Origin of the sequence: Saccharibacter sp. EH611 (assembly GCF_009834765.1) — a bacterium.
Lineage (GTDB): Bacteria > Pseudomonadota > Alphaproteobacteria > Acetobacterales > Acetobacteraceae > Saccharibacter.
Genome location: NZ_WVHP01000025.1, coordinates 67,934 through 80,734, shown reverse-complemented (window position 1 = coordinate 80,734; position 12,801 = coordinate 67,934). Strand labels below are relative to the sequence as shown.

Genomic DNA, 12,801 nt, shown 5'->3' with positions numbered 1-12,801 from the left:
ACTCGCCCTCATGAGTGGGTAGAGCTCTATCACGCTCATAATAGGGGGTATCCTTTTTCTTACGTCCTAATAGCGTTAAAGAGCTTGTCACCAACGTGAGCATTGTTATGTTCTCATGATTCATTCTTAAACGTGAGAAGTGTCCCATGCCCCAATCTCCCCTCTCTTGTGATGTTCTCATTATTGGCGGGGGGCCCGCAGGCAGCACAGCAGCTACGCTCCTAGCGCGGGAAGGGCTGGATGTTGTGATGATAGAGAAGGAACGCCACCCGCGCTTCCATATTGGGGAATCTCTCCTTGCCTGTAATCTCCCTATCCTCAAAAAGCTCGGCGTGCTCGACGAGGTCGCTGCTATGGGCGTTTATAAAACAGGGAGTGAATTCGTCTCCGATACACAAGAAGAACGTCATTTTTTCTCTTTCCGCCATGCAATGGAAGCGCAGGCTGATCACGCTTATCAAGTGCGTCGTGCTGACTTTGACGCTCTCCTTTTCCGTAATGCTGAAAAGGCCGGGGCAAAAACATTTGAGAAGACACGCGTTGTCCGAGTTCAATTCCCCACCCCGAGCGCACCGCTTGTTGAAGTCCGCACACAGGACGAGCAAACCGTTATTTACCAACCGCGCTTTATCCTTGATGCTTCAGGGCGTGATACCCTCATGCTCCGCCAGCATGGCACAAAATTTAACAATCATCGCAACAATAAAGCCGCTATCTTTAGCCATTTTCGCCATGTGCCACATGCACAGGGAGACGACCAAGAGGGCTATGCCTCTATTCATACCGTCCCCGGCGGCTGGTTTTGGATGACCCCTCTCCCCAATGACATGATGAGCATTGGCTTTGTCGGTGATTATGACAGAATGCAAAAATACAAAGGCTCAGCCGATGATATCTTCTGGGCCTATGTTCGCCATAGCCCAAGTGTTAGTAAACGTATGGCCAAGGCTGAAGCGGTCATGCCACTGACCTATACCGGCCATTATTCCTATAAAGGTGACAAAGCGTGGGGCGAGCGGTACTTCATCATCGGTGATGCTTTTGGCTTTCTTGACCCTATCTTCCCCGCAGGGGTAATGTTGGCTATGAAAAGTGCGTTGCGTGGCGTTCATGTCGCTCAACAATGGTTAAACAACGCAGAGCTAGGCCGAAAAGCAGCGCGTGCTGCTGAAAAACAAGCGCGACAGGAAATGCGTTTGATTAGCTGGTTTGTCTATCGCCTTAACGACCCAGACCTGCGCCGGTTTCTCATGCGGCCACAGCACCACCGCATGCGCCAACGCATGCGCGATGCCATGATTTCTCCACTCGCGGGGGATTTCTCCCCCTCATGGCGCGTCATGCTGCCTTTGCGAGCCTTTATGCTGTTCTTTACTTGCACAAAACGCTTCCGGCGTTCCTTCGCCCCTAAAGCCTAAACGAGCGGCTGGAAGGATGGGAGGCTAGCCTCCCATCCTTGGGCCCAGTGTTTCACGTGGAACCAACACCCCCCAAACCCCTATAAGAGACGACGGTTAAACAAACCTACGCACTACATAAATGACTAAAACAACACATGGCGCGATATAGGCCATGATCCCCAAAACCCACTGCCACCACCGATAAGGTGAGAACTGCTCATAGGTGCTAAGCTTCTGATCCCACCACGAAGCACCACGACGACAGACATGCACCAAAGAGATAATAAGGCAAATGGTATAGAGATAAGGGAGCATCAGCCCCAGCCCCACACTCCAAGCTAACGCAGAACGCTTCAGCGACAAAGCAGGTGAGGCATTGTCTCCATCGTGGTCTTTGACAGAAATACCGTAAATAATCTTCCCTACCGTCCGTCCAAAAATCAGTGTGGTCATGACTTCGCACACGAAGTAAACCACCATCAGAGCAAAACACACCCCATAGAGGAGAGCCATTTTCCCTCCCAAAGACAGCCCATTCAGGGAACTCAGAAGCAACGAAATCTGACCACTTTCAACCCCAGCTATGAAAAGAATAATCGCGATCACCATGACACCAAAAGTACGCGCAAGATAACGCCGTATTAATTGAGGAACCATTTTAACGCACTTAGACAAACGCTTCACCCTCTACCTCTCCATGTCATTCCATATTTTAGGCCTTGGCAGCCCCAAAAACGCTTTACACTTTATCTCGCTAAAAAATAAATTGATAGAAATATTATTACGACATCAGTATAGAAATACTGTCATCACTCCCCCATAAACAGTCGAGAGACCTCACAGATCACCATATCTCTTTTAATGAGAGAAAATGATGGTAGTCTCATAAATACACGTCAACAAGAGGTGACTAAAATCAGAAGCTCTCTTTCCCAAATGCGCCAAGGCGCTCAAGAATGGGGGGATAAAGCCAACCTACAGCGCATGCCCTTATCACATATCTAAAGACATACAGCTACATTGGAGATAAATATGCGCGCAATATTCCAATGGATACGTGTGACGACATCATGAATGATCACTTAGCCATTGATAGCAGAATAAACAGCCTTCTAGAACATTGGGGATTTAAAGAAACATCTTATAAGAAAAAAGAAGACATCCTTCGAGCACTTGCACAAAGACTTGACGTGGATTCATGGACACTCGACCGCCTCCTTTATAACCAAGCCTCCGCACTTAACCCCAAAAAAGCCCCTCCCCGTTCCACACATGGCTGCCGTCATACAGCGTCAACGAAAAAACAAAAGAAACATACATCATAGAAAATTAACTTGCCGGCCATCACGCTTTGTGATGATAATTACGAATTCGTTATAGTATTAACTACTGAGCTTTCTCATGCTTCACATTCCCTCTCTTCGTTCCTCACTTTTCCTTGCTGCCAGTCTGCTTGGGCTTGGTGCCAACACAGCAAGCCATGCTGATGAGGGGATGTGGACATTTGATCATCTACCGATCGCATCGCTCCAGAAACATTATCAGTTCACACCTACACCACAATGGACGAAACATGTCATTCAGTCCTCAGCCCGTCTGGCAGAAGGATGCTCGGCCTCTTTTGTCTCTGCTGATGGACTGGTGATGACCAACCATCATTGCGCCAATTCCTGCCTTGATGCGCTGTCTGACAAAGATCACGATTATTTCCGCAATGGGTTTTACACCGCCTCCCTCGCTGAAGAACGCCAATGCCCCGCGATGGAGCTGGATCGGCTCGATAGTATCAAAGATGTCTCCGCAGATATTGACCGGGCCACAGCGGGCAAAAGCGGCGGGGCTTATTCTGACGCACGCCAAGCTATTGAAGGACGCCTGACCAAAGACTGTGTGGATGGCAACCCGACCCGCTGGCGTTGTGATGTGGTCTCGCTCTATCATGGCGGGCAAACAGCTCTTTATCGCTATCGTCGCTATCAAGATGTCCGCGCTGTCATGGCACCAGAGCAAGATATCGCCTTTTTTGGCGGAGACCCCGATAATTTCAACTATCCGCGCTATGATATCGACCTCTCGATGCTGCGTGTGTATGAAAACGGCGCCCCTGTCCACACGCCTTACCTCCCCTTTAACCCCAACGGGCCTAAAGCGGGAGAACTTGTCTTTACCTCCGGCAATCCGGGCCGCACACAACGTGGACTGTCAGCCGCTGAACTGCGTTTTCAACGTGATGTCATCAATCCTCGTATGATTGAAAACAGCACCTTGCTGGAAGGAATGCTGTGGCAGTATGCACGGCAGAGTGACCGCCATCGTCAAGAGTCTCAAAACACGTTCTTCCTCGTGCAAAACCGGCTAAAAGCGTTCTCTGGCATTCAAGAATCCCTCCGCTCAAGCGCGATCATCGCCCAGCGCGCACAAGAAGATGACGCTTTACAGGCATGGATCAATGCCGACCCAGCACGCTTGAAACAATATGGCACCCCCTTCCGCCACGTTGACGAGGCCCTCACACAAGGTCGCGCTCTCTTGCCCCGTTACGTTGGCCTCCGCCAAGCCCTACGCGGGATCACGGGCACAGCGCTCACCCTCGTTGATGGCACGACACAACGCACACGCCCAGACGCACAGCGCCTCGCAGGCTTTCATGACGCTCAGCTTGGGGAAATTGAGGCTGAACTGGGCGCAAAAACCCCATTTTACCCAGAGCTCGAAACCGCCACACTGGCCCTCGCCCTCACCACCTTACGCCAACAGCTCGGCACGGATGACCCTCTTGTTCACACTCTTTTAGGCCATGACGACCCTGACAGCGTGGCAGCACACCTCGTGCAGAGCACTACGTTATCTGACCCCAGCGTCCGTCTCGCCCTCTGGCGCGGCAGCAGCACAGCAGTTAATGCCTCCTCCGACCCATTGATTGTCGTCATGCGCCGCCTCTATCCAGCCTATGCCGCCCTGCGCAAGCACTTTAATGACGACGTCACCGCACCGCTTAACCAAGCCAACACACGCATCGCCCGAGCACGGCTGGCCTATGCTCAGTCTCTTGGGAAAACGGATGAACGCTACCCTGATGCCACGTTCTCACCCCGTCTCTCTTACGGAACCGTAACAGGATGGACGCAAAATGGACACACCATTGCCCCCTTCACGACCTTTGAAGGCATGTATCAACACGCGACAGGCCATGCCCCTTTTGCCCTTCCGCAACGCTGGTTAGACGCACGCTCGGCCCTCAAGCCAGACACGAAACTCGATTTCGTCTCGACCAATGATATTGTTGGAGGGAATTCAGGCTCTCCCGTTATTGACCGCAACGGCCATGCTGTCGGGCTCATCTTTGATGGGAACCTCCCTAGCCTTGCAGGGGATCTCTATTACGACATCACCCAAAACCGTGCTGTGGCAACAGACACGAGCGCCATTATCAGCGCTCTTCGCACGGTGTATCATGAACCGACACTCGCGGATGAGCTCAGCCACGGGCACCGTTAACACAGACCTGTGCTCTTCTCTCACGACGGGCTTTGTCGTCGTATGAGCACAGGATTGAGCCTTTTGGCCGGGGGTGCATCCATCATGCCCCGGCTAAAAGGGTGCACCATGCACGCAAAAGCGCCTTTCTACAGCATGCCCCTAATAAACGCCCCATTCCTGTAAGGCCGTGACTAAGAGAACACGCAGCCTAACGGCTCATCACAAACATGAAGAGATCATCTCACTCCTACACAAAAAATCATAGAAACCCCCTCATCTTCCGTAGAAAAGAAACAACCACTCTTCTGCATGACGACGCTCTTCTAAAAATAATTGCTTTCCATCCATGACCTATGTCACCATCAATTCGTAAACGTAACTATTATGAGAAGATAGACATCATGGCCGACCACAAACCCGCTTACCTCATTGGAAATTTTTCCGTTACTGATCCCGCCCTCATGGCAGAATATCGTCAAAAAGCTGGGCCTATTCGCCAACGCTACGGTGGAGAAATCACCACCAGAGTGTCTGACCTCACCCCCGTTGAGGGAACAGCACAATCTGTTCTCATTATCATTCGCTTCCCATCCATGGCACAAGCCGAAGCGTTTTATTACGATCCCGATTATGAACCCGCCAAAGCGCTTCGCATCCGCGCAACAGAAGGTGGATTCCTCGCCCTCGTGCCAGAAACACCCCCCGTTTAACATACCCTCCTAGCGCCTAGAGCTATGTTCAGTCATCAGTTTGTCATGGGGCTCCTCCCCTGAGAAAACGCCGGTCATAACAGTCAACGCCCTCCCCCTCCACACGCCATGCCCGGCGTGATGACCATAGAGCTCTCAAAGATAGGCTGGCAGCAGATACGCCAAACCGGCCCACCTTAACAGGGAAGAAAGCCGTGCCTGACACTACGGCTTATATGGCAAAAGAATCATCTATTCCCTACATTACCTCCAGACAGATGGGTCAGAGAATGACTAAGACACCATTGATCTGTTCGCGTTCTAGAGGGGGAGGAGTGCCATTTTGTCGATACCGTCCACACCGCGCTACCCTTGGCATTATTGGCGCACGGATGATGCTCACCTTCGTGAAGTAAGCCTCGCTCAGGGCCATAGGCTCGCCCTGCCCGCCCATTGCCATGAGGAAGACCAACTCGCCTTTGTCCTAACAGGCTGCCGCCACTTCATTCTGCCCAACCATTGCGTGTTCCTATCGGCCGGGCAGGCGCTACGCATCCCCGCTGGTGTGGTGCATTATTCCCGCGATATTGGCCTTGAGACACGTTGTGTGAACCTGTATCTCACCCCCGGCTATAGCGTTGACCCTGCTGACTGTGCAGCCTTGCTCAGTGAGATCGTCAATGACACGCCTCACCATATTCTCTCTGTGCCTCGCGCGTCGCCATCACATGACGCGCGAAGCCTACTCGCGGCGTTTCCGGCGAGAATATGGGATCTCTCCTCAAGGGTTCCAACGACTTGGCCGCCTTAACCGCGCTAAGGCCTTCCTTCGCCAAGGGCAGAGCCTTGCCGACACCGCCTTACAAGCCGGATTTGCCGATCAAAGCCATATGGGCCGCCTATTCCGCCAGGCTTTTGGCACAACACCCCGCAGCTATCAGGGCCAATATCCCTCATCTAGCCCAAGATAATCCCTGTTGACCGCAACAGCTGCACCGCCAACACACGCTTCTACGGGCGACCCTGCATAACTGTATTGAAGAGCCGCTCGTTCATCTCTGTTCCTCAACAAGATGTGCACCGTCTTCTCACATCACATGCCGCTTATGCCGCTCTCACCGCCTGTAGGCTCTCACCCACTCACGCCCCAAGGCGCATCACAACCAGCACAGAACGGTCTGCCGCTCTTCATGATGATGAACGTCCTTCTTCCTCCGCCAAGGCCTAAGGGCAGACCTGATGTTTTACCCGTTTCCCCCTCCTACAAACGCCTTCCCAACCGTTCAAAACCCCAGTGCTCGCACGGGGCTCTTACGCCACGTCTCTCATCATAGCCCACGCACCGCACATGGCACGCAGGCAGGCATATGCGGTTCAGAAACGCATACTCTCCTCCCTATCCGTAGGGCTACATAAGGCAACGCATGATGCCAGTGCCCATCACATACGTTCTATAATCTGCTCATTCTTCAGCTGTAAGAGAAGACACATGATGACCATTACTTCTTTTACAGGCTGGGCACTCTCCTTTCTCCTGATCATCGGAGCGGGGGTGAGCTTGGCTCTACAACAAGTCTTTAACACACGCCTGCGTGCTGAACTCGCCTCCCCTTGGTGGGCTGGCGTGGGGAGCTACATTGTCGGACTGGTCTTGATGCTCGCCATCGCTCTAGCAGGCACGCTGCTCTCTCCCAGCGCTCAACCCCTCAGCCGCCTTATCCGACACAGCTCGGCATCCTCATGGACGGGCGGCATTTTCGGGGCCATTTTCGTTGCGACCGGCATCGTGATGGTGCCACGCTTTGGCGCCGCGACCGTGCTAGCCTTTGTTGTGGTCGGGCAAATGGTAGGCTCTATCGTGCTCGACCATATCGGCTTTATGGGGCTGCCCATCCACCGCATTAATGCAACGCGCCTCACCGGCGCCCTCTTGCTTATTCTTGGCGTGGTCATGGTTCGCCATTAACCCTCTACTTCCCATGAAAGGATGACGTTTTATGTCTATGACGTTTAACGGCCTAAGCGCTTTTCCCATCACCCCCATCACCCAAGACGGGATTGATGAACGCGCCTTTGCGCGCCTGATCAACCGCCTCACAGAAGCCGGCGTGGACTCCATTGGAGCAGAAGGCTCAACGGGGTCTTACGCTTACCTCTCCCGACAAGAACGCGCCCGCGTTGCTGAACTGGCCGTGCAAGAAGCAGGGGCTACGCCTGTGCTGGTGAGCATCGGGGCCATCCGCCTTCGCGATGTGCTCGCCCATGCTGAAGACGCGCAAAAGGCGGGAGCGCAAGCGCTGCTTCTCCCCGCGATGAGCTATTTCCCATTGCGTGACGAGGAAGTCTTCTCTCTTTACGCCGCCGTCAGCCGTGCCGTCTCTGTGCCTGTTATTATTTACGACACACCCGGCACCACACAATTCCGCTTTTCTGATGCGCTCGTCCAGCGTATCGCCGCCCTGCCTCATATCGCCTCGATCAAAGTGCCCAGCGCTTTCCCAACCGCTCAAGAAGCCATCGCTCGTCTGCACCGCCTTGCCGAACAGTCCCCAGCCAGCCTCACCCTTGGTGTCAGCGGAGACCCAACAGCCGCCGATGGCCTGCGTCATGGGGCTAAAATCTGGTATTCTGCATGGGGCGGCCTCTTCCCCAAGCTCGCGCGCCGTCTGACAGACGCCGCCCTTGGAGGCGACCACGCCACGATTGAGAGCGTCTCTGCGACCTTCAAACCGTTTTGGGAGATGAGCGACCGTTATGGCGGTTCCCTCCGCGTTATCGCCTCGACAGCTGCCTTGATGGGCCTCGCTAAGGAGCCATGCCTGCCAGAGCCCCTTCAAGGCGTCAGTGCTAAAGACCGCGCGCTGTTAGAAGAGCTTATCCGCACCCACACCCCCAGCTAACCTCGTGCAGAGATGGGGAGCCTCCTTGGCTTCTCATCTCCCTCATGCCGGCCCCCGCTATTGCGCGTGGATCACCAACGACACCGCAAGGCCAATCATCAACAGACCCGTAAAACCATCAAGAGCACGCCATAATAATGGCCGCATCAGCCAAGGGCGGAGCCAGCGCACGCCATAGCCCAGCAACGAAAACCACGCCGCACTTCCACTCACCGCCCCAACGGTAAAAATAGAGTGCAGCGCACGCGGTTGCGCGGCTCCCGTTGTGCCAACCAGCAACATCGTATCGACATAAACATGAGGGTTCAGCAACGTAACGCCGGCCATCGTCATCAACACACGACGAGCACTGACCGAGGACGCCACCTCAACATCCACCTCCGGCTCACTCAGCATCTTACGTAATGAGAGCAGCCCATACACCGCTAAGAAAAGCGCCCCGCTATAGCTCAAGACCATCTTGAAAAGAGGGAGCGCCGCTAACAATGTGCCCAATCCACTCACACCAAGGGTCATCAGCACGGCATCAACCGCACTACAAAACACCACAAGCCGCCCAACATAGCGGCGTTGAAGCCCTTGGCGCATCAGAATGATATTTTGCACCCCAATAGCTGAATTAAGCGATAGAGAAAGGCCAAATCCGGCCCCGAAGCTGCCGATAAAGTTCATCATAGACAAACGTTAAGCAGCAAAAGGGCTTTAAGAAAAACTTGTTTTACTAATGCCTATAAAGCAAAATTTTATTCATGTTAGATTACCCCTCTCTCCTCGCTGTCAGCACCGTTGCCCGTGAAGGCAGTTTTGAGCGCGCGGCACGTCGCCTTGGGATGACATCCTCTGCCGTTTCCCAGCGGGTGCGTAGCCTTGAAGAGAGGCTCGGCCATACATTGCTCATCCGTGGGACACCCTGCACCCTCACTCCTTTGGGGCAAACCCTCGCCACGCATCTTGAGCGCGTCCGCCTCCTTGAAGCCGACCTCCCCGCTCTCCCCCACACAGCCCGTCATGCAGAAGCCCCGCCCCTCGCTCTGAGAGTGGCCGTGAACTCTGACAGTATGGCCAGCTGGTTTCCCCAAGCGATGACCCATGTCGCGCAAGAGCATAACCTCACCCTCGATATTCATCTCGATGACGAGCACCACACGGCCCGTCATCTCCGCGAGGGCCGCGTCATGGCGGCTATCAGTGCCGATCCCTCCCCCGTTCCCGGCTGCCAGGCCACACCGCTTGGCCAGATCACATACGTTGCCTGTGCCCATCCTGACTTTATCACACGCCATTTCCCCTCTGGTGTAACCGCAGACAGCCTTCGTCACAGCCCGGTTTTGCGGTTCGACCAGCATGATGTTTTTCAAGAAAAATGGGCCAAAGCGACCTATCAGGTCTCTCTTGCACAAGCGCCTACCCATTGGATACCGTCCGCCCAAGGGTTCTATGACCTCACACTCGCGGGTCTGGCATGGGCTCTCCACCCCTCTTACCTCGTCGAGGCAGCGCTACAGCAGGGGAAACTCATAGAGCTTCCTCCCTATCACCGCCCAACTGTGCCGCTCTATTGGGTGGTTCCGCGCCTTTATGCGCCCCAGCTTCGCCCCCTCACACAAGCGGTTTGCCGCGCTGCCCGCGACCATCTCACACCGGTTTAATCGATCGCCCGCAGCGCTTCAATCAAGGCTGCGAGGGCCGGGGTTTTCTGCCGTCGGCTCGGGTAATAAAGATGATAGCCCGGAAAAGGCGGACACCATGAGGCCAGCACGCGTATCAACCGCCCCGCGTCTATGTCCTCCTTCACCATATCATCAGGCAAACAGGCGAGCCCACTGCCCTGACACGCACCCAGATGCGCAAGATGACTGTCATTGACGATCAGAGGCCCCGACACGCGCCGTGTGAAGGGCTGGCCCTCTTTTTCAAACTCCCACGCATACAGATGGCCATAGGTTGGAAACCGCAGATTAATGCAGCGATGGCGCGCAAGGTCATCGGGTGTGCGTGGCGGTGCATGACGGCGGAAATAGTCAGGAGACCCCACAACCGCCATGCTCATCATCGGACCAACCGGCACGGCAATCATATCCTGCGCTAAGGTTTCTCCAAGCCGTATCCCCGCGTCAAATCGCTCCTCAACGAGATCCACCATGCGTGCATCCACACTGATCTCAATTGTTAAACGAGGGTAACGATCCAATAAAGGCGCAATGGCGGGGAGGAGAAAACGTTCCGCCTGATGGTCGCCCGTCGTCACCCGCAGCGTGCCAGACGGCTCTGCCTGCGACGCCACCAGTTCGTCCAGCGTTTGATGGATCTGCTCCAAAGACGGGCCGGCTTGCTCCATCAACTGCTCGCCCAGAGGGGTTAAAGACACATGACGGGTTGTACGGGCCAGCAGACGCACGCCAAGCTGCTCTTCAAACTGGCGCATCATATGACTGACCGCAGAAGGGGACAGGCCCAGCGTTGCAGCAGCCCGAGTAAAGCTCCCCTCCTGAGCCACCGCCATAAAAGCCGCTAGATATTTAAGTGAGGGCGCTGTCATTTGTGAATCCTCGTCAACACGGCATGCTCATAAAACCCGGTAATCATCACAGCCTTCTGCCTCTACGTTCCTGCGCATTGTCCTTACTATCACTCACCGATGAGAGGCCCCATGTCAGCACCCTCATGGAAGGCTGTCTATGCCCTATCTTTATGCACCTTTACTCTCATTGCGTCAGAGTTTCTGCCCACAAGCCTTCTCACACCTATGGCCACTGGCCTAGCCATTACTCAAGGCCAAGCTGGAGAAATCTTAGCCGTATCAGGGGGCTTCGCCGTTATCAGTAGCCTGAGCCTGCCGTTACTGAGCCGCACCGTCAATCGGCGCTCGCTCGTGCTCTTCCTCACCGGGCTGATGCTCCTCTCAGGCGTTCTGGTGGCATGGTCGCCCAATCTCCTCAGCGCTCTAATCGGGCGTGCTCTTCTGGGTGTTGTCGTGGGGGGCTTTTGGTCAATCTCAGCCGCCTTGGTGATGCGTCTCGTCCCCGCTCAAGACGTGCCGCACGGTCTGTCCCTGCTCAATGGAGGCAATGCGCTCGCAACGACCGTTGCCGCCCCTCTCGCGAGCGCCCTAGAGCCCGTTATCGGTTGGCGCGACGCTTTCTTCATAGTCGTTCCCTTGTCCGGTATCAGCCTCCTGGCGTTACACCGCACATTGCCTTCTCTGCCCTCGCAAACGCAGCAATGCTCCGAAAGCCTTTTCAGCGTCCTGCGCCATCGTATCGTCTTCTTTGGCTTTAGCGCGATCGGCCTCGTGTTTATTGGACAATTCGCGCTCTTTACCTATTTGCGCCCTTTCCTTGAGCACGTCACGCAGGCGTCAAGCATGACGGTTTCCCTCTTTCTGCTGCTCTTGGGTGTGTCAGGGGTCGCAGGCGTATGGGTGGGAAGCCGTCTTTTTGAGCGCTTTCTGACCCCCTGTCTGGTCGCCATTCCCGCGCTCATGGCCCTGATCGCGCTCGCGATGATCATCGGCGGATCATCTTTGGGCATTATGATCCCTCTCGTCGCCTTATGGGGGTTTATCGGCACAGCCGCCCCCACCGCGTGGTGGACATGGCTTAGCCGTGCTCTGCCCAACAATGCTGAAGCGGGTGGTGGCCTGATGGTCGCGCTCATACAGCTCACCATTGCGGCGGGCAGCACGCTGGGCGGCCTCTTGCTGGATCATTTTTCTTTCTCTGTCCCCTTCGGGGTCAGCGCTCTATGTCTCATCAGTGCATCACTGCTGTTTCTCACCACACAGCGCCCCCAACACGAAAGCAGAGAGGCTCACGAACCGCCTCCCCGGCCATAACAAAGACATAAGACACTCTTTGAGAAGCGCTGTCCCCTTCTCAATCCGCACGCATGGCGTCATGCATCGAACCTCTGGAATAGGCGACCCATCAAAACGTGGAGCGTGCTGATGGGCCGCCCTATGGCAGACCTCAGCCTTCCCGCTCCCTCCCTTTATACGTCCTGACCGTGCGATGAATGCGATACTGCCCGTCATCACTTCAGCCCAGCGACAAAACTGCCCATAGACGACAGCTCACTTACCCTAACCTAGCCTCTGCCGCCACGAGGGTTCTGACACAGAACAGACACAAGACCCGTAAGAAAAAAGCCGTTATCTCTAACACCCCCACCCCACCGTCCAGCCTCCAGAGCAAGAAGAAACCCTTTCACGGTCTCTTCTTGCACCGTCTGGTCAACATCGCCTCATCATTTTATATCGTTATTGAGAGCTCTTCATCTCCATGATCAGATCTATGATCTGAGCGCTCACAAAGCCAAGGGCAAGCCACGTCT

Annotated in this window: 12 protein-coding genes; 9 read left to right on the top strand and 3 right to left on the bottom strand. The window is 54.7% G+C overall.

Translation table 11 applies throughout. The features are described from left to right. Window positions 1-146 precede the first annotated feature (146 nt). Complete coding sequence (locus GS535_RS09980; protein WP_160792796.1) at window positions 147-1,418, top strand: NAD(P)/FAD-dependent oxidoreductase; 1,272 nt, start codon at window positions 147-149, stop codon at window positions 1,416-1,418. 96 nt (window positions 1,419-1,514) lie between these two features. On the opposite strand, the gene GS535_RS09975 is transcribed toward GS535_RS09980, so the two are convergent. Next, complete coding sequence (locus GS535_RS09975; protein WP_160799203.1) at window positions 1,515-2,057, bottom strand: RDD family protein; 543 nt, start codon at window positions 2,055-2,057, stop codon at window positions 1,515-1,517. A gap of 744 nt (window positions 2,058-2,801) precedes the next feature. On the opposite strand from GS535_RS09975, the gene GS535_RS09970 reads away from it, so the two are divergent. The 6 genes from GS535_RS09970 (at window position 2,802) to GS535_RS09945 (ending at window position 8,469) form a co-directional block, all read left to right on the top strand. After that, window positions 2,802-4,898 carry a S46 family peptidase gene (locus GS535_RS09970; protein ID WP_160792798.1) on the top strand — a complete coding sequence of 699 codons (2,097 nt, stop codon included), beginning with the start codon at window positions 2,802-2,804 and terminating at the stop codon, window positions 4,896-4,898. A gap of 383 nt (window positions 4,899-5,281) precedes the next feature. Further along, window positions 5,282-5,590 (top strand): DUF1330 domain-containing protein, encoded by a 309-nt coding sequence (locus tag GS535_RS09965; RefSeq protein ID WP_160792799.1) that lies wholly within the window; start codon window positions 5,282-5,284, stop codon window positions 5,588-5,590. A 322-nt stretch (window positions 5,591-5,912) separates the two neighbouring features. Next, window positions 5,913-6,380 carry a cupin domain-containing protein gene (locus tag GS535_RS09960; protein WP_160792800.1) on the top strand — a complete coding sequence of 156 codons (468 nt, stop codon included), beginning with the start codon at window positions 5,913-5,915 and terminating at the stop codon, window positions 6,378-6,380. After that, window positions 6,298-6,540 carry a helix-turn-helix transcriptional regulator gene (locus GS535_RS11320; RefSeq protein WP_160792801.1) on the top strand — a complete coding sequence of 81 codons (243 nt, stop codon included), beginning with the start codon at window positions 6,298-6,300 and terminating at the stop codon, window positions 6,538-6,540. The genes GS535_RS09960 and GS535_RS11320 overlap by 83 nt, the downstream gene beginning before the upstream one ends. Before the next feature lie 518 nt (window positions 6,541-7,058). Next, window positions 7,059-7,535: a DMT family transporter gene (locus GS535_RS09950; protein ID WP_237442276.1), complete on the top strand. Its 477-nt coding sequence runs from the start codon at window positions 7,059-7,061 to the stop codon at window positions 7,533-7,535. A gap of 31 nt (window positions 7,536-7,566) precedes the next feature. Then, window positions 7,567-8,469: a dihydrodipicolinate synthase family protein gene (locus tag GS535_RS09945; RefSeq protein ID WP_202401670.1), complete on the top strand. Its 903-nt coding sequence runs from the start codon at window positions 7,567-7,569 to the stop codon at window positions 8,467-8,469. A 57-nt stretch (window positions 8,470-8,526) separates the two neighbouring features. On the opposite strand, the gene GS535_RS09940 is transcribed toward GS535_RS09945, so the two are convergent. Further along, the gene (locus GS535_RS09940; RefSeq protein WP_237442275.1) at window positions 8,527-9,144 is read right to left on the bottom strand and encodes a LysE/ArgO family amino acid transporter; all 618 of its coding nucleotides are present in this window, start codon (window positions 9,142-9,144) and stop codon (window positions 8,527-8,529) included. Between the two features lie 74 nt (window positions 9,145-9,218). On the opposite strand from GS535_RS09940, the gene GS535_RS09935 reads away from it, so the two are divergent. Beyond that, entirely contained in the window at window positions 9,219-10,118 is a 900-nt protein-coding gene (locus tag GS535_RS09935; RefSeq protein WP_160792802.1) for a LysR family transcriptional regulator ArgP, read from the top strand. On the opposite strand, the gene GS535_RS09930 is transcribed toward GS535_RS09935, so the two are convergent. Continuing rightward, the gene (locus tag GS535_RS09930; protein WP_160792803.1) at window positions 10,115-11,008 is read right to left on the bottom strand and encodes a LysR family transcriptional regulator; all 894 of its coding nucleotides are present in this window, start codon (window positions 11,006-11,008) and stop codon (window positions 10,115-10,117) included. The two genes, GS535_RS09935 and GS535_RS09930, sit on opposite strands and share 4 nt — an antisense overlap. Window positions 11,009-11,119: 111 nt before the next feature. Between GS535_RS09930 and GS535_RS09925 the strand changes: the two genes are divergently transcribed. Further along, on the top strand, window positions 11,120-12,304 hold the full coding sequence (locus GS535_RS09925) for an MFS transporter (protein WP_160792804.1): 1,185 nt from the start codon (window positions 11,120-11,122) through the stop codon (window positions 12,302-12,304). Window positions 12,305-12,801: the final 497 nt, after the last annotated feature.